This is a genomic window from Anabaena sp. PCC 7938 (genome assembly GCF_049315035.1).
Lineage (GTDB): Bacteria > Cyanobacteriota > Cyanobacteriia > Cyanobacteriales > Nostocaceae > Anabaena > Anabaena cylindrica.
The window spans coordinates 1,714,828-1,739,003 of sequence record NZ_CP186034.1 but is presented as its reverse complement, the minus strand read 5'-3'; the positions used below and the strand labels follow the sequence as shown (position 1 = coordinate 1,739,003).

25 protein-coding genes are annotated in these 24,176 nt (G+C 38.6%); 11 read left to right on the top strand and 14 right to left on the bottom strand.

Going from position 1 to position 24,176, the window contains the following annotated elements:
• The first annotated feature begins 349 nt into the window (after positions 1-349).
• On the top strand, positions 350-3,373 hold the full coding sequence (gene sbcC / locus ACOWPH_RS08090; protein WP_015214902.1) for an exonuclease subunit SbcC: 3,024 nt from the start codon (positions 350-352) through the stop codon (positions 3,371-3,373).
• Positions 3,374-3,701: 328 nt separating this feature from the next.
• Positions 3,702-5,621, top strand: a complete 1,920-nt coding sequence (locus ACOWPH_RS08085) for a putative bifunctional diguanylate cyclase/phosphodiesterase (protein WP_015214901.1) — start codon at positions 3,702-3,704, stop codon at positions 5,619-5,621.
• A 34-nt stretch (positions 5,622-5,655) separates the two neighbouring features.
• Here the strand turns inward: ACOWPH_RS08085 and ACOWPH_RS08080 are convergent, their stop codons facing one another.
• Together ACOWPH_RS08080 and ACOWPH_RS08075 are read right to left on the bottom strand one after the other, a co-directional pair.
• A complete protein-coding gene (locus ACOWPH_RS08080) occupies positions 5,656-6,126 on the bottom strand; it encodes an SH3 domain-containing protein (RefSeq protein WP_015214900.1) in 471 nt (156 codons plus the stop codon).
• A gap of 97 nt (positions 6,127-6,223) precedes the next feature.
• On the bottom strand, positions 6,224-7,735 hold the full coding sequence (locus ACOWPH_RS08075) for an AAA family ATPase (RefSeq protein WP_015214899.1): 1,512 nt from the start codon (positions 7,733-7,735) through the stop codon (positions 6,224-6,226).
• A gap of 346 nt (positions 7,736-8,081) precedes the next feature.
• Here ACOWPH_RS08075 and ACOWPH_RS08070 point away from each other — a divergent pair, with 346 nt between their 5' ends.
• Positions 8,082-9,791, top strand: a complete 1,710-nt coding sequence (locus ACOWPH_RS08070) for a calcium-binding protein (protein WP_015214898.1) — start codon at positions 8,082-8,084, stop codon at positions 9,789-9,791.
• Positions 9,792-10,009: 218 nt separating this feature from the next.
• On the opposite strand, the gene ACOWPH_RS08065 is transcribed toward ACOWPH_RS08070, so the two are convergent.
• From ACOWPH_RS08065 to ACOWPH_RS08055, 3 genes are all read right to left on the bottom strand, one after another.
• Entirely contained in the window at positions 10,010-10,255 is a 246-nt protein-coding gene (locus ACOWPH_RS08065; protein WP_015214897.1) for an AbrB/MazE/SpoVT family DNA-binding domain-containing protein, read from the bottom strand.
• 165 nt (positions 10,256-10,420) lie between these two features.
• Positions 10,421-11,398 carry a Bpu10I family restriction endonuclease gene (locus tag ACOWPH_RS08060; RefSeq protein ID WP_015214896.1) on the bottom strand — a complete coding sequence of 326 codons (978 nt, stop codon included), beginning with the start codon at positions 11,396-11,398 and terminating at the stop codon, positions 10,421-10,423.
• A complete protein-coding gene (locus ACOWPH_RS08055; protein WP_015214895.1) occupies positions 11,371-12,609 on the bottom strand; it encodes a DNA cytosine methyltransferase in 1,239 nt (412 codons plus the stop codon). Before ACOWPH_RS08055 ends, ACOWPH_RS08060 begins: the two co-directional genes overlap by 28 nt.
• Before the next feature lie 121 nt (positions 12,610-12,730).
• Here ACOWPH_RS08055 and ACOWPH_RS08050 point away from each other — a divergent pair, with 121 nt between their 5' ends.
• The 4 genes from ACOWPH_RS08050 (at position 12,731) to ACOWPH_RS08035 (ending at position 13,747) form a co-directional block, all read left to right on the top strand.
• Positions 12,731-12,895, top strand: a complete 165-nt coding sequence (locus ACOWPH_RS08050) for a hypothetical protein (protein ID WP_015214894.1) — start codon at positions 12,731-12,733, stop codon at positions 12,893-12,895.
• A 36-nt stretch (positions 12,896-12,931) separates the two neighbouring features.
• Positions 12,932-13,171, top strand: coding sequence for a hypothetical protein (locus tag ACOWPH_RS08045; RefSeq protein ID WP_015214893.1), 240 nt, complete (start codon positions 12,932-12,934; stop codon positions 13,169-13,171).
• Entirely contained in the window at positions 13,158-13,502 is a 345-nt protein-coding gene (locus ACOWPH_RS08040; protein ID WP_015214892.1) for a type II toxin-antitoxin system PemK/MazF family toxin, read from the top strand. Before ACOWPH_RS08045 ends, ACOWPH_RS08040 begins: the two co-directional genes overlap by 14 nt.
• A gap of 62 nt (positions 13,503-13,564) precedes the next feature.
• Positions 13,565-13,747, top strand: coding sequence for a hypothetical protein (locus ACOWPH_RS08035; RefSeq protein WP_015214891.1), 183 nt, complete (start codon positions 13,565-13,567; stop codon positions 13,745-13,747).
• Positions 13,748-13,839: 92 nt separating this feature from the next.
• Here ACOWPH_RS08035 and ACOWPH_RS08030 read toward each other — a convergent pair whose 3' ends face one another.
• The 7 genes from ACOWPH_RS08030 to ACOWPH_RS08000 form a co-directional block, all read right to left on the bottom strand.
• Complete coding sequence (locus tag ACOWPH_RS08030; protein WP_015214890.1) at positions 13,840-14,343, bottom strand: YceD family protein; 504 nt, start codon at positions 14,341-14,343, stop codon at positions 13,840-13,842.
• Between the two features lie 73 nt (positions 14,344-14,416).
• Complete coding sequence (locus ACOWPH_RS08025; RefSeq protein ID WP_015214889.1) at positions 14,417-14,956, bottom strand: protein jag; 540 nt, start codon at positions 14,954-14,956, stop codon at positions 14,417-14,419.
• Between the two features lie 2 nt (positions 14,957-14,958).
• On the bottom strand, positions 14,959-16,116 hold the full coding sequence (gene yidC / locus ACOWPH_RS08020; RefSeq protein ID WP_015214888.1) for a membrane protein insertase YidC: 1,158 nt from the start codon (positions 16,114-16,116) through the stop codon (positions 14,959-14,961).
• A 185-nt stretch (positions 16,117-16,301) separates the two neighbouring features.
• Positions 16,302-16,688, bottom strand: a complete 387-nt coding sequence (locus tag ACOWPH_RS08015) for a PH domain-containing protein (RefSeq protein ID WP_015214887.1) — start codon at positions 16,686-16,688, stop codon at positions 16,302-16,304.
• Positions 16,675-17,097: a ribonuclease P protein component gene (rnpA, locus tag ACOWPH_RS08010; protein WP_015214886.1), complete on the bottom strand. Its 423-nt coding sequence runs from the start codon at positions 17,095-17,097 to the stop codon at positions 16,675-16,677. Before rnpA ends, ACOWPH_RS08015 begins: the two co-directional genes overlap by 14 nt.
• Positions 17,098-17,123: 26 nt before the next feature.
• The gene (gene rpmH / locus ACOWPH_RS08005; protein WP_015209090.1) at positions 17,124-17,258 is read right to left on the bottom strand and encodes a 50S ribosomal protein L34; all 135 of its coding nucleotides are present in this window, start codon (positions 17,256-17,258) and stop codon (positions 17,124-17,126) included.
• 152 nt (positions 17,259-17,410) lie between these two features.
• Positions 17,411-17,923 carry a DUF2808 domain-containing protein gene (locus ACOWPH_RS08000; RefSeq protein ID WP_015214885.1) on the bottom strand — a complete coding sequence of 171 codons (513 nt, stop codon included), beginning with the start codon at positions 17,921-17,923 and terminating at the stop codon, positions 17,411-17,413.
• 728 nt (positions 17,924-18,651) lie between these two features.
• Here ACOWPH_RS08000 and ACOWPH_RS07995 point away from each other — a divergent pair.
• From ACOWPH_RS07995 to ACOWPH_RS07985, 3 genes are read left to right on the top strand one after another with little or no spacing between them, the layout of a single operon-like run.
• A complete protein-coding gene (locus ACOWPH_RS07995) occupies positions 18,652-19,806 on the top strand; it encodes a Re/Si-specific NAD(P)(+) transhydrogenase subunit alpha (protein ID WP_015214884.1) in 1,155 nt (384 codons plus the stop codon).
• Between the two features lie 59 nt (positions 19,807-19,865).
• Positions 19,866-20,159, top strand: a complete 294-nt coding sequence (locus tag ACOWPH_RS07990) for an NAD(P) transhydrogenase subunit alpha (protein WP_015214883.1) — start codon at positions 19,866-19,868, stop codon at positions 20,157-20,159.
• Positions 20,156-21,559, top strand: coding sequence for an NAD(P)(+) transhydrogenase (Re/Si-specific) subunit beta (locus ACOWPH_RS07985; protein ID WP_015214882.1), 1,404 nt, complete (start codon positions 20,156-20,158; stop codon positions 21,557-21,559). The genes ACOWPH_RS07990 and ACOWPH_RS07985 overlap by 4 nt, the downstream gene beginning before the upstream one ends.
• A 108-nt stretch (positions 21,560-21,667) precedes the next feature.
• Here the strand turns inward: ACOWPH_RS07985 and ACOWPH_RS07980 are convergent, their stop codons facing one another.
• Positions 21,668-22,585, bottom strand: coding sequence for an endonuclease NucS domain-containing protein (locus ACOWPH_RS07980; RefSeq protein ID WP_015214881.1), 918 nt, complete (start codon positions 22,583-22,585; stop codon positions 21,668-21,670).
• 119 nt (positions 22,586-22,704) lie between these two features.
• Between ACOWPH_RS07980 and ACOWPH_RS07975 the strand changes: the two genes are divergently transcribed.
• A complete protein-coding gene (locus tag ACOWPH_RS07975) occupies positions 22,705-23,451 on the top strand; it encodes a hypothetical protein (protein WP_015214880.1) in 747 nt (248 codons plus the stop codon).
• Between the two features lie 359 nt (positions 23,452-23,810).
• Here ACOWPH_RS07975 and ACOWPH_RS07970 read toward each other — a convergent pair whose 3' ends face one another.
• Positions 23,811-24,161 carry a type II toxin-antitoxin system PemK/MazF family toxin gene (locus ACOWPH_RS07970; protein WP_015214879.1) on the bottom strand — a complete coding sequence of 117 codons (351 nt, stop codon included), beginning with the start codon at positions 24,159-24,161 and terminating at the stop codon, positions 23,811-23,813.
• Positions 24,162-24,176 lie beyond the last annotated feature (15 nt).

Genomic DNA, 24,176 nt, shown 5'->3' with positions numbered 1-24,176 from the left:
TCTAATGTGACTTTTTCTGTAGAGTCTGAGTCATTGTTGCTGTTTCTCCCCAGATTGACAATGTTTGCAATGATGCTTGGTGACAGACCTTACTTACTTAAAATAACATTTCTATGCCATTACCCCTTAATTTTATGGTATGTTACGCTGCGCTAACCAGCCCTACAAATTATTTTGATTGCTTTCTCTTCAAACCATAAAATAGTGAAAAAAGAAGTCATCATATTGTAAATTTTTGTAAAATTGATGTCTTTAAGACTAGAAACCTGCTCTTTGAATCGCTAAACTAACAAAGAAGTGCATCTGTACTGTTAATTATTAAAATTTTAGATATGGCGATATAGCCTGAATGATCCCAGTACAACTTATCCTCAAAAATTTTCTTAGTTACCGTGATGCAACTTTAGATTTTGGCGGTTTGCATACGGCTTGTATTTGTGGTTCTAATGGTGCGGGGAAATCTTCTCTACTCGAAGCAATCACTTGGGTGATTTGGGGTGAAAGCCGTGCCACTGTTGAAGATGATGTGATTTATTCTGGTGCCAAAGAAGTTAGAGTTGATTTTACTTTTCACAATAACCAACAAACTTATCGAGTGATTCGTACCCGCGTTAGGGGTGCAACTAGTATACTCGAATTTCAAATTGAAACTCCTGCTGGTTTTCGTCCTCTCACTGGTAAAGGGGTACGAGCAACCCAGGATGTGATTCTACAACATATCAAGCTCGATTACGATACTTTTATTAATTCGGCTTACTTACGTCAAGGTAGAGCAGATGAATTCATGCTCAAGCGTCCCACAGAACGTAAGGAAATTTTAGCGGAGTTATTAAAACTCAATCAATATGATCAATTAGAAGAACGAGCTAAGGACTTTTCTAAACAGTATAAAGGCAGATTGGAAGAGTTAGAGCGTTCTTTGGAAGGAATTAAAACTCAACTTCAACAACGGGAGACGACACAAGCGCAAAAAGTTGAGTTGGAAGTTCAACTGGATAAACTGCAACAGCAGCAAGCTTTTGATAATATTCAATTACAAAGTTTGCAAGTTGTCCAACACCAACGCCAAAGCTGGGAACAGCAATTGAGTTTTGTAAGGCAACAATACCAAAATCTGAGCCAAGATTGCGATCGCTTGCACAAAGAACAATTAACGGTACAATCTCAGTTAGCAGATTTAGAAACTACTCTCAATCAGGAATTAGAAATTACATCTGGATATGCTGAATATCAAAGTCTGCAATCTCAAGAGGAAGCTTTTGCTACAAAATTTGCTCAACATACTCAAGCTACTGGCTTACGACAACAACAGCAACAACAACTGAATAAACAAATTCAAACCCTTGAACGTCAACTACAACAATCTCAAGCTCAATTAGAAGCTTTAGAGCAACAAGAGCGAGAAATTCAACAAACTCTCACCAAATCCCCAGAAGTAGAAACAGCTTTAGCTCAATTAGCTACCGCACGCAATCATTTATCTCATTTAGATCAATTGCAAATGCAAGTGAATCCTTTGTTACAACAAAGAGCCACTTTACAAACTCAATTAGATCGTACTCATGCTGGATTAATAGCACGACTAGAACAACTACAAAATACAGAAAACCAACTCCAAAGCCAAAATCGCCGTCAACCGCAACTACAGCAAGCTGTGATGGATGTAGGTGTGCAAATTGAAGAACTGGAGAAAAAGCGGGTTTATTTGCAACGGGTACAGGAAAAAGGACAGGAACGCAGACACTTTATCGAACGGTTACAAACTACACAGAAAGACTACGAGAAAGTACTGGCAGAACTAGAGCAGAAATTGCAAATGCTCCAAAATCCAGATGCGTTATGTCCTTTGTGCGAACGTCCTCTAGATGAACATCACTGGAGTCGAGTTATCCAAAAAACTCAACTTGAATATGAAGATACTCAAGGGCAATTTTGGGTAGTGCGGGAACAAATGGCGGTTTCAGATAAAGAAATTCAAATACTCAGGCAAGAATATCGGGAAATATCGCAACAATTAGCGGTTTATGATACTTTACGGGAAAAAAGAGGACAATTAGCAGCACAGTTACAAGCAACTACGGATATTCAAGAACAGTTACGACAACTTGGTTTAGAACGAGAACATTTAGAGCGTTCTTTGCAAGGTAATTATGCTCCTGATAAACAAGCTGAACTTCAGCAGTTAGATGAATATTTGCAGCAACTCAGTTATAGTGAACAAGACCACGCCTTAGCAAGAAGTGAAGTAGAGCGTTGGCGTTGGGCAGAAATTAAACAAGGGCAAATTAAGGAAGCAAATAAGCGTCAAACTCAATTAGCAGCGAGAAAGCCAGAATTGCAAGCTACTATTGAGCAGTTGAAGGTGAGAATTCAGTTTGAACAAACAGATTCTGATATTGCTAAACAAATAGAAGCTTTAACTGTACAACTTGCGGAACTTAATTATAGTTCTGAACAGCACAATCATCTCCGTCAAGCTGTGCGTGAGTCTCAATCTTGGCAGTTGCGTTATCAACAATTTTTGTCTGCACAGCAACAGTATCCTCAATTACAAACCAGATTGCAAGATTTGACAAGTTCTCAAAATACTAGATTAGCAGATCAGCAAAATCTAGCTAGTCAAATTGATAGTATTGTTGAGCAGTTAAAATTAACAGCTAATCCTGTTGATCAAATTAATGCTTTAGAACGGCAAATAGCAATTCGCAGACGAGAACTTGATGAAAAAATCGCTAATTTAGGGCGTTTGGAACAATTAATACATCAATTGGAAACGCTGCAAATTCAGTATGAGCAGGAACAGGAACAATTGCAATCTTGCAAGCAGCAGCAGCGAGTTTATCAGGAATTAGCGCAAGCTTTTGGTAAAAATGGTATCCAAGCTTTGATGATTGAAAATGTGTTACCGCAATTAGAAGCTGAGACGAATCAATTGCTTTCACGGTTGAGTGCGAATCAATTACACGTACAGTTTGTGACGCAGAAGGTGGGAAGGAGTGGGAAGTCAAGTAAGAAAAATGCCAAATTGATAGATACTTTAGATATTTTAATTGCTGATGCCAGGGGGACGCGAGCTTATGAAACTTATTCCGGGGGGGAAGCGTTTAGAATCAATTTTGCAATTCGATTAGCTTTAGCGAAGTTATTAGCGCAACGTGCAGGTGCGGCTCTGCAATTACTGATTATAGATGAAGGGTTTGGTACTCAGGATGCGGAAGGATGCGATCGCTTGATTGCCTCTATTAATGCGATCGCTGCTGATTTCGCCTGTATCCTCACCGTAACTCATATGCCCCACCTCAAAGAAGCCTTTCAAGCCCGGATCGAAGTTAATAAAACTCAGCAAGGATCACAGTTATCTTTATTAATTTAGCACTTTAATATTTTCCCTAAAATTAATATCTAAGTAATCAATACTTACACAGCATATATATATTGCTTATTGATAGCATCAAAAATAAGTGTTTTCGGCTAATTATCTTGACATTTTAGTTATCTGTTAGTAATAATACGTATGCTAGTGTCAAGAGATAGGAGGTAAGAAAGCAAGATTTATTGATCAGCTTTTTAAACTTTTTTTCACTGGATATTTATTTCTACCAAGCGATACTAGGGTATAAATAAAAGAGATTAACTATGCAACATCAAAAATATAAAAATCATAAAATCAGAAGCACTCTACTAGAGAAAAGGCTAATATAATGACTTTGATGTTTGGGGTAATCACTTATATAGGAATTCAATTTGTTGCTTTATTAGTTTCAAAATTTCTAGTTTCAAAATTCATTAATCAACAAGAAAAAAAATATCGGACTCACAATATACATATAACAAAATCCTCTTTGGCGGAAAAATTACAAAGAGAAATTTATGAAACCCAAAATATACAAATTGCATTAAAAGAATCACTAGCTTTACAAAAAGTAACTCTAGAATCTACGACCGATGGTATTTTAATTTTAGATAATCTAAATAAAATTGTCAGCTTTAATCAAAATTTTCTGCGGATGTGGTACATTCCTGAGTTATTAATTAAATCAGGTAATCATAGACAAATATTGAGATTTGCACTCAAACAGCTAGAAAATCCTAGATATTATCTAACAATAATCAGAGAATTAAATATTCATCCAGATCAACAAATTCATAATCTCCTTTTTTTTAAGGATGGAAGAGTATTTAATCCTCATTTTCAACTACATCATCTCGGTGAAAAAAATATTGGGAGAGTTTGGAGTTTTCGTGATATCACGGCTGAGAAATTAGCATCAGCAACAATTAACTATCAAGCTTTACATGATATTTTGACTAATTTACCGAACAGAGTATTATTTAATGATTTACTCATTGCAGCTTTGGAAAAAGTTAATCACAATCATCACCTAGCAGTGTGTCTTTTGAATTTAGATCGCTTCAAAAAAGTTAATGATAGTCTAGGTCACGAAATTGGTGATAAATTATTACAACTGGTTGCTCAACGATTAAAACAATGTCTGCGTGCAGATGATATCATCAGTCGTTGGGGTGGTGATGAGTTCATTATTTTGTTACAAAAAATCAGCGACATTAACGATATTGAAGCCATCCAAAAGCGGATCTTTGCTGCTTTCAAACAAGGATTCAAAATAGAGAATTACCATTTAAATATTAGTCCCAGTATTGGAGTTTCGCTCTATCCCCAACACGGAGAAGATGCAAATACCCTAATTAAAAATGCTGATGCAGCTTTATCTCGTGTAAAATCCCAGGGACGTAATCACTACAAATTATATCATGCAGCTATCAATTCCCAAGCCCCAGAATTATTCATTTTAGAAAATAGCCTACACTATGCTTTAGAGCGAGAAGAATTTAAATTGTTCTACCAACCGCAGGTAAATAGCTCTACGGGTGAAATCACTAAAATGGAAGCTCTCTTACGTTGGCAACATCCCAACTTAGGTTTAATTCCCCCAGCAACTTTTATCCCTATTGCTGAAGAAAATGGATTGATTTTACCAATTTCTGAATGGGTTTTAAGAACTGCTTGTTTACAAAACAAAGCTTGGCAAGAGAATATTAATTTACCACATTTATCAATAGCTGTCAACCTCTCAGCTAGACAGTTTCAGCAACCGAACTTAGTTAACATGATTGAACAGGTACTATCGGCAACAAAATTAGAACACAAGTATTTAGAATTAGAGATTACTGAAACTGTGGCTATGCAAGATGTAAAATTGACTCAAAATATTCTCAGGGAATTAGATAATATAGGAGTCTTTATATCTATAGATGATTTTGGTACGGGATATAGCTCTCTCAGTTATTTAAAGGACTTTCCTGTCCATTCTTTAAAAATTGATCAGTCCTTTGTGCGTGATTTGGCCAATGGTGATAATCAAACAGCAATTACAACAGCCATAATTGCCTTAGCACATAGACTGAATTTATCAGTAGTTGCAGAAGGAGTAGAAACTCAAGAACAATTGAGCATATTGAGACTTCTTGAATGTGAAGTTATGCAAGGGTATCTGTTTAGTCATCCTTTATCAGCTGATGACGCGACAATCATGCTGACAAAATATCAACAACAACGGGTGAGTAACTCTTATGTAGTTGCATCTAATTATGTCAATTAATAAACCCTTGCATGGTGAGTATGCTGCCCTTTTGCTATTCTACCTTTTTAGTGTTACCTGCTTTTACCCAACCTTCTTGATCACTACCTTCAACACGAATTTTTTGCCAGTTTTTATCCTGGCTTTCTTCTAAAATGATCACTTTTTGATTAGCGGAAACTCCACCCACACTCTTTGCATCCATAGTGGGTTGTTCTCGCATACTCAAGCCTTGAGGCCAAGTTACTAAACCTTGGTAAGCTCCTGGTGGTAATGACTTGGGTGATTCTGTGGGAGTAGGGGTAGGAGTAGGAGTGGATTCAGGGCTAGATTTAGGATTAGCTTTGACCTGAATTGCTTTTGGTTTATCCGGTTTCGGCTTGGGATTATCATTAGCAAATTTGGGTCTTTCTGGCGGTATGGCGGTACGATTGACAAAATAAAGGGCCACTGTCAGTCCACTACCTAATAAAACAGCGATCGCTAATAAAAAACCAAGTATATATTTAAATACACCAACAATCATAGTGAGAACCTCAAAACCACTAAATCAATAGTCCATATTAATTCATGATGTCAGGATGAACTATTGATTAAGTATTATCGACTAAATTATTATCTGGTTAGCACAGTTTACCAAAGGTATCGCTCAATGGATTCTGCTTGGAAGCTAGACGCGCTCTCCCAGAAGCAGCCCATTCTTGCAATTTTTGAATCTGCTCTACCGCAGTTCGGGCCAAAGGTATGATTTGACTGGCTGATTCTAAAACATCATCGGTGGTAAAGTCACGATTTTGACTAAATCCGATGTGCATCGCTTCAATTAAGGTTTGCTCAATCTCTGCGCCCGAAAAATCAGGAGTTTCGTAGGCTAACCTATCAATGTCATAGGCTTTCAAGTTATAGGAACGCAATCGGGATAAATGGACATTAAAAATTGCTTTTCTCTCCTCTTGGCTGGGTAAACCGACAAAGAAAATTTCATCAAATCGCCCTTTCCGTAACATTTCTGGGGGTAAGGCTTGGATATCGTTAGCCGTACAGACGACAAACACGGGGGATGTTTTTTCTGCTAACCAACTGATAAATGTTCCAAATACGCGGCTAGTTGTTCCTGCATCACCTTTACTACCTAAACCAGAAAAGGCTTTATCAATTTCATCAATCCATAAAATACAAGGTGCGAGGGCTTCTGCGACTTGAATCATTTGGCGAGTGCGGGATTCTGATTCACCGACTAAACCGCCAAATAAACGCCCTACATCTAAGCGTAACAGGGGTAAATGCCAATTATGTGCGATCGCTTTAGCTGTTAATGATTTTCCAGTTCCTTGAATCCCCACCAACATTAACCCACGGGGGTGTGGTAATCCGTACTGTCGTGCTTTTTCTGTAAATGCGCCACCACGACGAATTAACCAGTCTTTAAGGTTATCAAGTCCTCCTATATCAGAAATCTGCTCAGTGGCTGGGTAAAAGTCCAGGATTTGGGTTTGGCGGATAGTTTGGCGTTTTTCCTCCAAAACTAAATCAACGTCTTCTGGTTGTAATTGTCCGTGGGATGCTACAGCCCTAGCTAAAACTCGGCGTATCCGTTCCATAGATAAACCTTGACAAGAACGCACCAAGTCATCAAGAAATTTACCAGAAGGTGAGTTACCAGTGGCTTGTAATAACCGTTCTACCTCGGCTTTAATTTCTGGTGCTGCGGGTAAGGGAAATTCAACCACCGTCAACACTTCCATTAAATCGTCAGGAATAGCAATACGTGGGGATAATAAAACAATATTTTTCGGTTGGGATTTGAGGAGTCGGGCTAAGTTGCGGAGTTTGCGAGAAATAGCCACATCATCTAAAAAGCGGTGATAATCCCGGAGAATTAAGACTGCTGGGGCGGAAGCTGGTAATTTTTCAATAAATTCTAAAGCTTGTAACGGGTTGCGTTTTCCAAACCCGACATCATTGGGGTTTCCTTGATAACCATCGACAAAATCCCATGTATAAACGGGGCGATTTCCTTGGTTTGTGGCTTCTTCGCGGATAGCGGCTTCTACCCGTTCTTCTTCGTAGGTGGGTATATAAATCAGCGGGTAGCGGGCGCGGAGGAGGAGTTTAAATTCGTCTCGGAAGTTCATAAGGTATTTGTTTGGTGATTTGTTATTCTCCTATTGTTAAGGCTTGTATCGTGTCTAACAACTAGACAGTCATTTTATATTGATATAGGAATCCGGTTTGATTATTGAAAATATACAAGGGTGTGGTTCGGCAAACTCACCAACCACATCAGACTGCATAAATCTACTAAATAAACAGATTTTTGATATCTGAGACACCTTATCAATGTACCAGATGCGTAAGTCCTGATTTAATTGTTCCCAGCTGCTTATCTCCGTTCTTTCATTTTTAATTTTTAATCCAGTCCGAAATCAGGAAAGTGCAAAGTGTAGGTACTAACACGGTGCAAAAAATTAAAAAAAAATTATGCCTAACCCAATTTTTACTGACATTTTTGATGGCAACCTGGCCGACAATAATACTACTACTGGGACTAATTTAGACGATCTTATCCTTGGTGATAATGGGAATGATATTCTTATAGGTTTGTTGGGAAACGATCTCCTATTCGGCAATAACGGCAACGACACGATTAACGGTGGAGACGGTAACGACACCATTGACGGTGGAGATGGCAACGACACGATTAACGGTGGATTTGGCTTAGATGTGATGGATGGGGGTGCAGGTATAGACACCCTTGATGTTACTTTCTTTGCAGGTGCTTACGTACTGAATATGACTACCGGAGTCACCAACTTTGTGGGTGAGACGGCAATTAATTTTGAAAACGTGAATACAGGTGCAGGAAACGACAGCATCATTGGTACTGCGGGTAATAACGTTATCAACACTGGTGCTGGTAACGACTCGATCAAGGGTGGAGATGGCAACGACACAATTGATGGTGGTGCTGGCAACGACACAATTGATGGTGGATTTGGCGTAGATGTGATGAATGGGGGTGCAGGTATAGACACCCTTGATGTTACTTTCTTTGCAGGTGCTTACGTACTGAATATGACTACCGGAGTCACCAACTTTGTGGGTGAGACGGCAATTAATTTTGAAAACGTGAACACAGGTGCAGGAAACGACAGCATTATCGGCACTGCGGGTAATAACATCATCAATACTGGTGCTGGTAACGATACAATTAACGGTGGTGCTGGCAACGACACGATTAACGGTGGTTTAGGCAACGACATAATTGACGGTGGATCTGGATTGGATGTGATGGATGGGGGTGCAGGTATAGACACCCTTGATGTTACTTTCTTTGCAGGTGCTTACGTACTGAATATGACTACCGGAGTCACCAACTTTGTGGGTGAGACGGCGATCAATTTCGAGAATGTGAATACAGGTGCAGGTAACGACAGCATCATTGGTACTGTGGGTAATAACATCATCAACACTGGTGCTGGTAACGACATCATTAACGGTGGTGCAGGCAACGATACGATTAATGGTGGTTTGGGTAACGACACGGTTGACGGTGGACTTGGACTGGATGTAATGGATGGAGGTGCAGGTATAGACACCCTTGATGTCACTTTCTTTGCAGGTACTTACGTACTGAATATGACTACCGGAGTCACCAACTTTGTGGGTGAGACGGCGATCAATTTCGAGAATGTGAATACAGGTGCAGGAAACGACAGCATCATTGGTACTGTGGGTAATAACGTTATCAACACTGGTGCAGGTAACGACACCATTAATGGTGGAGATGGCAACGACACAATAAACGGTGGTGCAGGTAACGACACTCTCATAGGTGGCTTGGGTACTGACACCATAACTGACGGCACAGGCAACGACATCTATAAGTATTTTGCTACAGCTGAAAGTCAGGTAGGTGTGACGCGAGATATTTTCACAGATTTTACATCAGGGGTTGACAAAATTGATTTTTCGTCCATAGATGCCGATATCTTACTTGCTGGTAATCAAGCCTTCACATTTATCGGTAGTGCAGCATTTAATGGAAGTGGGCCTCAAGTACGCTTCTCTACTAGTGGTGGGAACCTATTCTTACAGGCAGAAATCAATGGTGACGGTAACTTCACTGCGGATATGGAAATTCAACTTACTGGATTGACAACAATTTTAGCGTCTGACATTATCCTGTAAGTGACTTCCGAAAAATAAATTACTAGGACTAGCCCTTTCAAGGTGGTGAAATTTGGAACGAAGATTGGTTGTTTCAACCTTCAAAAACCCAAAATTTGATAGGAAGATTTAAAATTGAATCAATGAAACAACGTATATTCGTTAGTCACCTTGAAAGTGCTACTTTTTCCCACTGCTCTTCATCATCTTTTGTCAGGTAGCGCACTAAAATATTTGTATCAACTCCAATCACTTGATTCTTCTCTAATTGCTGCTTCCATTTCCTCTAAAGTCGAGGGAGTCATACCCGGATGATGTAAAATACCGGATAAGCTTTGAACAGTAACATTCAAAGGAATAAGTTTGACTATCCTATTTTCATCAATGACAAAATCAACCTTGCTACCTGCGTCAAGGTTGAGATAATCTCTAATTTCTTTTGGGATAGTTACTTGTCCTTGAGTCGTGATAGTTTCACCAGCTATAACTCAAATTCCTTACTTGAGTTGATTGTACTATTCTGGAAGTTGCTTTTTCAAGCTTTGCAAAGAAGCCCAACGGCTATCAACAATCTCCTCAGAACTAGCAACAGTATCTAAAATACATGAACAATTACAATTGCACAACTTTATATTGAAATACTTACATAACTATTCTTCAATCAACCAACCGCGCTGTATCCCATATTCAATTCCTCCAGTCCAGTCCATTGTTAAATGCTTCCGTACTTTATGGAATAAATGTTGAACTACAGTTGGATTAATTGGATTTTTAATATATTTTTCTTCATACCTAAATTCTCTATCAGTGTTTTTCTGCTGACGTAGTACATAAATCTGATCAACCTTATACTTGCGAAGATTGACATCACTTGTCAACTTTATCCACTCCATTAGTACAATATACAAACTATTTGGATTTCTTGCTTTTAAGTCCTCTGCGGCTCGTGATGAACCTTCCAGCATAGTTTTATCAAGATAAGTTTTACATTCAATGACAATAACTGGAATATCAAAAATATGAGTTTCTGTATTACCTGTAACTGTAACTTCTGAGTAGTTTTCAGGTTCTTCTTTAACAATTGTCAGCATTTCACCAGGATTTTCTTCTTCTTCTGGTGGTGTAACTGCTTCAAATGATGCTTCAATAGTTGCACCAATCACAAAATCATGGTCTTTTTTTTCAATACGTGCATAGGGACGTTTCAACATCTCAGCATATTTTGGAGGAACAAAGAAAATATCTTTGAAAGTATGAGATTTTCCAATGAGAGCATTTTCTCCAAAATCTTTTGCTAAATCTCGAAATAAATAATAAAGAAATTCTTCCAACACACTAGAGTGAAGATTGGAGCGAGAGTCAAACTTCTCAGCATAATGTTGTTGATCTAAAAAATCCTTATATGTTGATAAAAGTTCTAACCTTTTAGAAATAATTGCATCATCATTATCAGATGGTGTTGATGTCGGACCCACTAATTTAACATTAGCTAAGTGCCATTTATCATACTCCATTCTAATCTCTCGGAGATATTTTTTACTATCAGCATCCCTGTATTTTGTGCGGTGTTTCTCCTTTTGTTCCAGATTTGAACCATGAACTAAAGGGTTTCTATCAGTTGTGGGCATAGTTTTAATGTTTCTTGAAGATGAAGTGCAATTGCTTTAGCAAGAAGAGGTGGTACAGCATTACCTACTTGATTGTACTGACAAAGAAACTTTTCATTAAATCTATTTTCCCGTTGTAGTAACTTATGAGATACAACTGTTTTTTTTCCTAGAAAACGATAAGTATCAGGGAAAGATTGAACACGCGCACCTTCACGGGCTGTCAAATTACGATGCTGGAAAGGATGGATAAAATTTGCATAAAAGGAAGCAGCTATGGTATGTGCTGGTTTAGAGGGATTTAAACGTCGGTTATTTTGATCATAAGTTTTATTAGATAATTCACCATTTCCACTACGACGTTTAGCGCCATATTCTTTTGGGACATCTGAACTACATTCACCCCATTTGATTTGTTTAAAACGTTCTACTAACCTCTGAGAATGTTCCATAGCTACATGATTATAGAGTATTTTGCCCCTATTTCTGATCCAGTTCTGATAGTGATTTTGAGATTCTAATATATAAGATTGTTCTTCTTTACCTTCACGCGCCTTAAGTGGTGGTAAATCTGATATTGCATCCCATAAGTTAATAGCAGGGATTAAATTTATTTCCTCAAACGATAATTGATAACTATTAATATTTAATAAATTAAGGGAATGTGTTTTTTTCGGTATACCTAATTTCTGACCTAGTTTGTTTCCGACAATAAAAACACGCTCTCTAATTTGTGGTACACCATATTCAGCAGAATTGAGTAACCATACTTCTACAAAATAGCCGAGTTCTTCAAAAGTTTTCTTAATGATATCTATTACCTTGACACCTTCAGCATTTTTACGTGATAGTAAACCTTTCACATTCTCCATAACAAATGCTTTAGGTTCCAGAAAACTTATCCACTTAGCAAAATTAATGAATAAAGTATTTCTAGGATCATGCGGGTCTTTTTCGGCTGGACCAGCAATACTAAAACCTTGACATGGAGGACCACCAATAATAATATCTGGCTTGTAGAGACAGATATCTTTAACACTATTTAGGGTGTTAAAATTACGAATATCATTTTGAATAACTGTCATTTCAGGCTGGTTATAACGCAGTGTATCACAAGCCCAAGCATCAATTTCAACAGAGATAGGAATAGAAAAACCTGCCATCTTAAAACCTAAACCAAAGCCTCCAGCACCCGCAAATAAATCAATAGCAACAGGTTGGTTTTTTATCATAGTTCAGTTACTGTAGTTGTTTATCGCATTTAACCTCTGAATAACTTATCATAGTACAAGAGCAAGGAGATAAAATTATGTCAGAAACAGGGCTTATAGAAATAGAAATGCTAAATATTATATGCTCAATAAAAACAAACACTCTACCAAATTATCACAACCTCATCCACCTCATCGTCAAGGCTCAGGTAAATCAATTCTACGCCATGCTGGAAAGTGGGTTGGTGCTGATCTTAAAGAATGTTTAAAAATAGTACAATCTTACCGTGGGTTGGCTGAATTTTAATGGTGCTAAAATACAGAAAAACAAGGATCTAACACAATGATATCAGGACATTTAGCAATTGTTAAAAATGGGAAAATAGAATTAGTAGATCCCATATCTATTCCAGAAGGAACAAAAGTATTTATTATTCCTATTGTTTTAGAACCCGATACAGAAGAAAGAGAAGATTGGGAAAATTTTTCTTTAAATAACTTAAATCAATGTTATGCAGACAATGAACCAGAATATACTCTAGAATCAATAAAAGAATATAACCCTAATTATGAAAGAAGGTAATATTATACTAACTCCTATTCCACAAGCAAATGGAGAAATAAAAAACCGTCCTGCGCTGATTTTGAAAGAAATGCCAAAATATCAAGCCTTTTTGGTTTGTGGAATCAGTACCCAATTAAAACAATATATTTCTAATTTTGATGAAATAGTTTCACCTAATAATGATGATTTTGAATCCAGTGGGTTAGTTAGTCAATCTGTGATTAGATTAAGTTTTTTAACTGTCATCACTCGTAACAGTATAATTGGCTCAATTGGCGCAATTTCAACAGAAAGGCATCAAAGATTATTAAATAATCTAAGTCAATATTTAGTTCAATCAAGAAAATAATCTGTAAAAAAAACTGAATATATAATTTGTCACCCTGAAGAATTGATAGAGAGGTAAGATTTATGTGGGAAGATCCGATTATACAAGAAATCTATCAATTTAGAGAAGCCCATTCTAGTCGATTCAACAATGACTTACAGGCAATTTATCAAGATTTAAAAGAACAAGAAAAAAGGAGCAATAGAAAATTTGTTTCCTATGCTCCAAAGTTATTAAAGGATGTTTATTCGCCAGATACAATTTAGTGAGAGCGCTCTAATTTCTTTAGGGACAGTTGTCCTTGAGTCGTAATAGTTTCACTGGCTATAACTCAAATGCCTTACTTGAGTTTATTTTCCTATTCAGGAAGTTGTTTTTTCAAGCTTTGTAAAGAAGCCCAACGGCTATCGACAATCTCCTCAGAACTAGCAACAGTCTCTAAAATACCTGGACAATTGCGATCGCACAACTGACGCTGCGGAATCGCTAAACACATCTGCTCATACAACCATTCACTAGGATAAAAATAACCATTAGGTGATACTGTTTCCACTAAATCTTCTACAGCCACTTCCATTTCTAAAGGCAAGTGTTCCGCTTGATTAGCATTTTCCTCTAACCAAATAATTTCTTTAGTATTAACAGCCAACCGTTGATTATATTGCTGCAAGCAGCGATTACAGGTACAAGTGATAATTGTTTCTGCCTTACTGGATACCTCTAAATAAGTACCCTGATGCTGTACGTGGATAGTTCCACGCACCGGGGTTAGAGTTTCCAGACCAGGCAGAGATTCATTAACTTGAATTTCCTCTGTTCGCTCCGGGGCTTTAGTTAGCTGCGGAATAAAAATAGCGTCCATAGGATTTGTGAGAAATCCTCACGAAAAATTACAGTTGATCACCAGCAAAATTGCTGACACTACATCTCTTATTTTAGCTCTCATAACCAGGATCTGTTGGTGGTTCAGTCGCAGGACGAACGACCAAATGGCGATGAGGTTCCTTGCCACGGCTGAAGGTTTCCAAATCAGGAAAATCCTTCAAAAAGTTGTGAATTTGTCGTCTTTCAGCCGAACTGAGAGATTTAATTTCCACCTCTCGACCAGAAAAGCGGACTTCTTGAACAGCTATTTCCGCCAAGTTGTTAATTTCTGCTTGTCGTCTGACACGGTAGCCATTTAATTCAATGGTATAAGATGCTTGCTCATCCTCTGGTTCGTTCAAATTCAGCACCGAATTTGCTAAATACTGCATCGCATCTAGCACAGAACCACCAGCACCTATTAACATCCTTATTTGTTCCGGCATCAAATTGGTTTGCTCAATTGTCAACCAGTGGCTATCCGGTTCATGAGCATCTGCTCCGATAGCTGGAGCAGACCCTAAATTACCTTTAACATTAGTAGAAACACCAATGAGTTGCAGCAGTTGCTTTAACCATTCTTCACCACGCTGCATAGAAATATCACTCATAATCAGCCTGTAGCCTTTTTCTTAGAACTTTTTGGCTCAAAGGGCAATGTCTTTTGATCTCCGCTTGCAGCTTCTTTTTCTTTTTCCTTCTCCTGAACTGCTACCATCTTTTGCAATTCCTCAGATAGAGGTTCGCGGGAAAGAATGTAAGTTTGCAGGGTTTGGAAAACGTTACCAATTACCATGTACATCAGTACACCAGCTGGCAGAGGGAAAAACAGAAACATCCCCGAAAAGATAACAGGGGTAATTTTGTTAACTGTGTCCTGCTGGGGATTACCACCACTGGAATTTTGCCCAGAAAGCAATTGGCTAACATAAAGACTGATACCAAAGAAGACAATCATCGCCACAATATCCCAGTGGATTGTACCATCTGGATCTTGTGCGCCTACCCTACCTAGAGCATCAATAAACAGAAATCCTTTATCTGCTGCTAGTCCGGGAATTGTACCTTGGATGGTAACATCTCCTGGCTGTAAGGCTTCTATATTGCCATCAGCATCAATTTTGACCCTTTCTTCCCCTTTGGTAATTTTCCATTCTGGGGTTAACTTGGTTTCTGGATGTTCTGCTAAGAGCGAATTAAAGGGTTTACCTTCTACTGTCTGATATTGAATTTTAGTTTTTTCTCCCACAGCCAACTTGTTACCACTGGGAAGAATAGCAGTGATTTTTGTGTGATCTCCATCAGCAATATAAATATTTTGCGGGGGAGTAGCAAAAGCTTGGGGTTGAATTTGTTCGATTTGTTCGGCAGGAAAGACTTGCAAGTTAACGGAGTAACTAACTCCCGCAAATGGTGAACCTCGCAAAGTGGCAAACAGTGCTAGTAATACTGGCATCTGTAACAGCAGCGGCAAACATCCGGCTAATGGGTTGCCAAATTCTTTTTGGACATTTACCATTTCCTCTTGCTGCTTTTGAGCATCATCTTTATAACGCTCTTTGACTTCTGCCATCCGCTTTTGCATCAAGGGCTGCACAATCCGCATTCGTCGCATACTACGAATGGAGCCAGCACTCAGGGGATAGAGCGCAAAGCGGATTATCAATGTCAAGGCAACTATAGCCAATCCATAGCTAGGCACAATACCATAGAAAAAATCTATGATTGGCAGCATCACGTTGTTCGAGAGGAACCCGATACCAAAATCCATTATTCTGAATCCAACCTGAGGTACTGTTAACTGAACTTAATCTAATTTATCTAAATCGTGATTTGTTAGCGACTACCCTGGGCTACGGATAGCCGCACATGATATGAAAAGAGAATGCTAAATGTGGTAGTGGAGTTAGTAAATCATCAAGTGAAAATGAAAAAGGATCTAACTCGGAACTGTGACTATTTAGAACTGCTATATTCGGGGTTTTTAGCAGCAATTCTGGCATTAATGTAGTCATAAACTTCTAGGAAGTTGGGAACAGCCCGCATTTCTAAACGAGTACCGTTTTTGAGAGTTAGTACCATATCTCCCCAGATGCCAATGCCACGAGGGACTTTGACGATTTTGACTATTTCTGAGTAAATCACGTCAGTGCGATCGCGTCCTAGCCAACCACCCGTTACACCAACTCTTCGATCAGTAATGCGGAAACGTAGCCATAACGCTCTCACAATTGCCCCAACAGTTAATGGTAAACCAATCACAGTTAGCCCAATCAGCAAATTGAGAATTAAATCCCCGATATGGGGGCCACCCTCATAATAAATTTCTTCACGAATGCCCATTTATTACCTCAGCTTTTGCCAACAACTGCTCTAATTCTTGCAGAAATTGTTGGCTTACGCACTCAGATTCTGCTGACTTTGGCTTCACAATCACTACTAATCGCCATCCTGGGGATAACCTAGGCAATAGTTGATACAAAGCACCTGTAATTTGGCGTTTGATTCGGTTGCGAACTACTGCCCTTTTACTGACTTTGGTACTAATGGAAATGCCAATTTGCGTACTGGCTAAATTTTCATTGCCATTTGCTTGTGTTGTTGCAGGGGCAGTATCCAAAGAAGGTTCTTTTGAACGCGACGGCTTTAAAGCTCTCAAAGTGAAATGAGAGCTATGACACCGAATTCCTTCTCGGAAAACTGCCTGAAAATCCCTGCGGGATTTTAGTCTATATGCTTTGGGCAAAGCCACAGTTGCTCTATTGACCGAATGTACCCCTAAACGCTCAGACGATGACGACCTTTTCTTCTTCTGGCGCTAATCACGTTTCTGCCATCTGGTGTCCGCATTCTAGCGCGAAAACCAGAGGTTCTTTTTCTCTTACGGCAAGTACCGCCCAACGTTCTTTGCATACCGTTCTCCTCTTAGACGATTTTTATAAAAAGTCACAATCTGCTATCATACCACTTTACAGGCAATCTCAACATATTTCTGGATAGAGTCGCAGGGGAATGGATTGAGTATTCATCTTCCTCCTGCCTGTTAAGAGTTAAGAATTCCCTGGTTAGGAAATACTAATAATCCAAGAGCCAAGATAACGTAGTAGTGGCACATCTCCAGGGGAGAGAACCTGACAGTTAAAATAGTAAATCCCCCCAAAGGTTGGATTCTGCACGTTATTTAAAACTAACTCAACGTTACTACCTGCTGGTACTGGTTCTACAGGAAATATTTCCAGCACCCGTCCTTCTTTGTCCCATTTCACTTCAGATAGGGGAAGGCTTTTTCCTTTGACTATGACTTCAACTTTTTTGGTGTCAAAGCTACCTTTGTAATATTTGGGGTAAGTGATAGCAAATTGAGCCACAGCCAACTTCATTTTTTCGGCAGGAAGTCTGAGTATGTATCTATCCCAGGCATTAGTTTGACCGCCAAAATCTAACCGGAAGGGCAACTGATTTTCTCTTTTGACACCGCTAAATAGCGTTAAACCAGGTAGGCTCTGCGCCCAAGTCATAGCCGGAAGACTCGTCAATAAACAGCCAGTCACAGCCAAGGCAGAAAGTACACGTCGCATAGTTACGCTTCCTCTAGGAAATGGTAAATTATAATCTTAAGTAACAGGGAGTTAGTATTCTTAACTAAACTTTACTACTGTATTCATCACAATAGACGATAAATAAAAGTCAAAGTGCCTTTTTAGGTAAAAAATTCATCCTACTTAGATATACGCAGTTACTTATTTAACAATCTTAATTCGGTTAATAAATTTCATAGCATTTCATGATCATTAACTTCGTAGCAAATTCTCTCCGTACCTCTGCGCTTACCTCTGCGCCACGTTGCGTTTAAACTTCTCCCCTCAATTCGCCATAATGTAAATTGTCAGTTTTTGTGGACTTTGTAAAGTTTTCAACAACAGCAACGAAAGTTTAAATAATTAAGAATTAATTGGAAAAATATCAATCCGACGAAATTTGATGAATACTTCAAGATGCCAACTAGAAAGACCGTACATTATCAATCCCGAAAATAATCTGAAGACATAGATATAACATCAGAAAATCACCATAAGATGTCCAATAAGTAAATTAGTTTGCGTGCAAATATCTGGAATTGTGACTTATGTAAGCGGCAGAGTGAAGCTTTGCTTGGAGAAAATAAGAGTGGGAAAGACAAAGTTAAAGGTGAAATCTACTAGAAAAACTCAGGACTGAGATTACTCACCTATGCTTTATAAGTGCGACAAATCCTTCATCAACAGAGAAATTCCATAGTTAGTAGTATTTATCTTCAGGAGATTGCATGAGAATAGCAGTTGCTAAAGAAATTGAAGTTTGTGAACGTCGTGTAGCATTAATTCCCGACACCGTGTCCAGATTAGTCAAACAAGGCTTAGAGGTTTTTGTAGAAACAGGTGCGGGAGAAAAAGCATTTTTCAGTGATTCTGACTATGAAGCAGCAGGAGCGACAGTTGTAGCTGATACTGCTAAATTATGGGGAGAAGCGGATATTTTGCTCAAAGTCAGCCCTCCACAGGAAAGAGAAGATGGACGATCAGAAATTGAATTACTCAAGTCAGGATCTGTATTAATTAGCTTCCTCAATCCCTTGGGTAATCCCGTAATAGCGCAACAATTGGCAAATCGGCAAATTACAGCTTTGAGTATGGAATTAATTCCTCGTACTACAAGGGCGCAAAGCATGGATGCTTTATCTTCCCAAGCTTCACTAGCGGGTTATAAAGCCGTATTAATTGCTGCTGCGGCCTTACCGAAATATTTTCCAATGTTGACGACTGCGGCAGGTACGATCGCACCAGCTAAAGTATTTATTATGGGAGCAGGTGTAGCCGGATTGCAAGCGATCGCCACAGCCAGAAGACTAGGCGCAGTAGTAGAAGCCTTTGACATTCGCCCAGCAGTTAAAGAAGAAGTACAAAGCTTAGGTGCGAAATTCGTCGAAGTCAAACTAGAAGAAGAAACCGTAGCCGCAGGTGGTTACGCCAAAGAAATCTCCGAAGATAGCAAAAAACGCACCCAGGAACTAGTAGCCGAACACGTCAAAAACTCTGATGTTGTCATTACCACAGCCCAAGTACCAGGAAGAAAAGCACCACAACTTGTTACCCAAGAAATGGTAGCTCAGATGAAACCAGGTTCAGTCATAGTAGACTTAGCCGCAGAACAGGGTGGTAACTGCGCTTGTACAGAAGCAGGTAAAGACATTGTTTGGAACGGTGTCACAATCATTGGCCCCATCAATTTACCCTCATCAATGCCAGTACACGCCAGCCAACTGTATGCAAAGAACGTCACCTCATTAATGCAACTGCTAATTAAAGACAAAGCTTTGCAAATCAACTTTAGTGACGACATCGTTGACGCAGCTTGCGTTACCCACGCTGGAGAAATCAGAAACCAACGAGTAAAAGATGCTTTGCAAGCTGTAGCAGTTTAACCTTCTTACCTTTCTTTGCGCCTTTGCGTGAGACATAATTCCTCAACCTAAAATTCATCATGACAGAAGCATTACTTGCTGCCTTATTTGTACTGGTGTTGGCATCTTTCATTGGCTTTGAAGTTATTAACAAAGTGCCACCAACCTTACACACCCCCTTAATGTCCGGTTCCAACGCCATTTCCGGTATTTCTGTAATTGGCGCAATCCTCGCTGCTGGGGAGAGAAACACCAATTTATCAGTAATTCTCGGTTTAATCGCCGTGATATTGGCAATGGTTAACGTTGTCGGTGGTTTCCTCGTCACAGACAGAATGCTGCAAATGTTCAAGAAAAAGGAAGTTAAAGCATGAGCGACTTTTTACCAACTGGGATTCAGCTGACGTACTTAGTCGCTGCATCATTATTTATCCTCGGTTTGAAAAAACTAGGTTCTCCAGCTACAGCAAGAAACGGTAATCTTGTGGCTGCGGTGGGAATGCTGTTAGCAGTTGTCGCCACAATGCTAGATCAGCAAGTCTTAAATTACGAGATGATATTGATAGGCTTGGCGATTGGTTCTGTTATTGGTGCGATCGCAGCTTACAAAGTGCAAATGACCGAAATGCCCCAAATGGTGGGCTTACTCAACGGTTTGGGTGGTGCATCTTCCGCACTTATCGCTGTGGCTGAATTTTGGCGGTTATTAGGAAGTTCTCAACCTATCCCCCTCGATGTCAACATTTCCATGCTATTGGATGTGTTAATCGGTGGTGTCACCTTAACAGGTAGTTTTCTGGCTTTTGCTAAATTGCAAGGTTTAGTAAGTGGTACACCAATTACCTTCCCCTTACAGCAACCATTTAACCTCTTGCTGTTGGGTTCATATCTAGCCGGAAGTGCATATTTAATCATCTCACCGGATAGCCTCCCCATCTTTTTAGCAGTGGTAGCTGTTTCCTTGGTGTTGGGTGTAATGTTTGTACTGCCTATTGGTGGCGGTGATATGCCCGTGGTCATCTCCCTGTTGAACTCCCTCTCAGGTGTAGCTGCGGCTGCGGCTGGGTTTGTGGTGATGAACAATATGTTGATCATCGCCGGTGCTTTGGTGGGCGCTTCTGGTTTAATCCTTACCGAAATTATGTGTAAGGCGATGAACCGTTCTTTATTCAGCGTCTTATTTAGTGCCTTTGGTTCAGTTTCTACTGCTACTGGTGGTGCTGCTGCTGGTGCAAGTAATCAAACTGTTCGCAGTATCGATCCTGAAGAAGGGGCGATGATGTTGGGATATGCCCGTTCTGTGGTGATTGTCCCAGGATACGGTATGGCGGTTGCTCAAGCACAGCATAGCGTCCGCGAGTTGGCTGATCAACTAGAACGCATGGGTGTAGATGTGAAATATGCGATTCACCCTGTTGCGGGTAGAATGCCAGGACATATGAACGTATTATTGGCAGAAGCTAATGTGGCTTATACCCAGTTGTACGATATGGAGGATATTAATCCCCAGTTTGAACAGGCTGATGTGGCGTTAGTGATTGGTGCTAATGATGTGGTCAATCCAGCAGCGCGTAGTGATGTGAATAGTCCTATTTATGGGATGCCGATTTTAGAAGTTGATCGGGCAAAGCAGACTATTGTGATTAAGCGCGGTATGAGTGCCGGTTTTGCCGGTGTGGATAATGAGTTGTTTTATAAGGATAAGACAACAATGTTGTTTGGTAGTGCTAAGGATATGGTGGCTAAGTTGGTGAGTGAGGTGAAGCAACTTTAGGTTAATTTTAGGGGTGTAGTTTTTGACTATGCCCTTTTTTTTCACGCAGAGACGCAGAGGCACGGAGAGTTTCGCGCAAAGGCGCTAATGAGCAAAGAAGAAGTAAGATTAAATTCTTTGAAACCATTTATTTAAAGCATGATAAAGAAAAGTATCTAAACTCTGATTTTTAGAATTTTGTTTTGCAAATTCAATATCAGTTGCAGTTATTTTACCTAGTCCTTTAGAGGCTGGTCTAACTATAGCTGCATTATTCCAATCTGTCCAAATTCTGAATCTGTAAATATTGTCTTGTGTACCCCATAGAAAATTACGAGGTAGCCACAAAAATAACACAAGCTCTTTTTTACTGTTTAATCTTAACTCTGCACAATGTTTAGTTTTACCGTTACCATAATAAATACCTCCATCTTGAGCTATTTCTTGCATACGAGCATCAAATTGTAAAATTGTTTCTCGAAATGTTAGTAGTTTAAACCGTTGTTGAGGTGTACATTTTTCCATTAATTGATAAAATCTTTTATGAGGAGTAGGAATATCTTTTTTAATATGATTTTCTAGGGAATAATCAAAATCAAATTTCCAGTTGAGCGTGGTATCTACATTAATAAGATTTAGACTAAATTTTTGTTCTTGATAAATAATTTTAAACTGCAAAAAATTAAATTTTAGCTGATGATATTTTCGATCAGTATAGTTATCTCTATGAAAATTAGGAGTAACAGCAATTAAAATTATAGGAACTTGGAAATTTATATATTCAGGAAAAGGTTTTTCATCTAAAAGAGCATCATAATAACGAGTAAGTTGTTGTACAATATATCTATCTTCAGAATTTTTTAATTCTATAATTACAAGTTCCTTGTTTTTACCAAAAGCTAAAATATCACAATATTGTCCACTGACTTGATACTGTTGCTTTAAAGGTTTATATCCAAACAGCTTTTCTAAATTGTTCCAAACTAAATCTTCTAAATCTTTTTCACTTTCAAATTCCCATCCGCTTGCCACTTGTCTTAATTTCATTGGGATAAACCTGTAATAATCCTACTGTAAAAATTTTCATATATTTGATTCATTAGAAAATTTGTACTAAAATTAGTGCTACTTGTCAAGTAGTATTATTTCAGCATAATCACATAATTATGGACAGTCAGCAATTTTTCAATGATGAGCTTTTAGAAAAAAGAATTGAGACATTTTATGGATATGGTAATTATGAAGGAAAATATTGGTTTATTGGTATGGAAGAAGCAGGAGGAAAAGATTTTGAAGACATTAATTGTAGAATCAATATATGGGAAAAAAGAGGTAAAAATGAAATAGATGATGTTGCAGAATATCATCAAGATATGGGATGGTGGGATGAGAAAATACAGAATACATGGAAGGGATTAATTCGTATTACATTAAGTGCTAACGGAAAAGATAATATTGATGTAGAAGATATTCGTAAATATCAATTAGACGAATTAGGTAGGAGAGATAAGGAAACTTGTTTATTAGAATTATTGCCTTTACCTTCACCGTCTATTGATGATTGGATATATGCTAGACATTCTAAACTCCCTTTTTTATCTGATAGAGAAACTTATAAAAATTATTGTATTGAGAAACGAATTAATCATATTAGTCAAAGAATCAAAGAACATAAACCTAAAGCCGTTGTTTTCTACGGTATGGGATATGAATGTTATTGGCGAAAAATAGCAGACATTGAGTTTACAAAAATTGAAGTTGCAAAAACAGAAGATTCAAAAAAACACTATTTCTTTATTGGTAAAAATAATCAAACTGTATTTGTGATGGTTAAACATTCTGTAGCTTTTGGTGTAACCAGTGACTACTTTCATGATATTGGTAAATCAATTACTGCTAAACTAGCGGAATAATATTTTTAGATCTTCTCTTCTTTCTTACCTTCGCGCTCTTCGCGTCTTCGTGGTTCGTTAAAAAAGGATGTCGGGAAGTTGAGGGGGTGCGATCTCTAACTTCTTCCTTTGCGTCTTTGCGGCTTTGCGTGAGGTAAAAAAAGATGTTTTGGAGTTGAGGGAGTGCGATACTTGGGGGTAGGTGTGCGATAGCGCAAGCGCTGACTTGTCAGTTCGCTATTTGGGAATTTGAAGGGATGCGATCACTGTTTGGGAGTTGAGGGGATGCGATCTCTCTTCTCTTCTTTCTTACCTTCGCGTTCTTCGCGTCTTCGTGGTTCGTTAAAAAGAGATGTTTGGGAAGTTGAGTAGGTGCGATCTCAATTTGACAGAGAAAGACTTAACACCACAGCTAATGCTTGAGAAATAAGCTGCATTTCTGATTCAGAAAGTTGACCTAACTTTCTAACTAATCGTGTTTCTGAAACAGAACGTATTTGAAAAGTATCAACACCAGAAACTTTTGCTAAACTATTCTCTGTAGTTGGTTCTAATTTTACCATCCAAGGTCTAATAGAATAACGTTCTTTCCAATCTGTAACTGGAACAATTACCTTCAAAGGTAAAATACCAATAGAATTATCATTAACTATAATACAAGGACGTTTTTTACTAATTTCCGTGCCTACAGTTGGATCTAAATTAACTAACCAGACTTCACCTCTATACATAAGTTTTACAAGTTA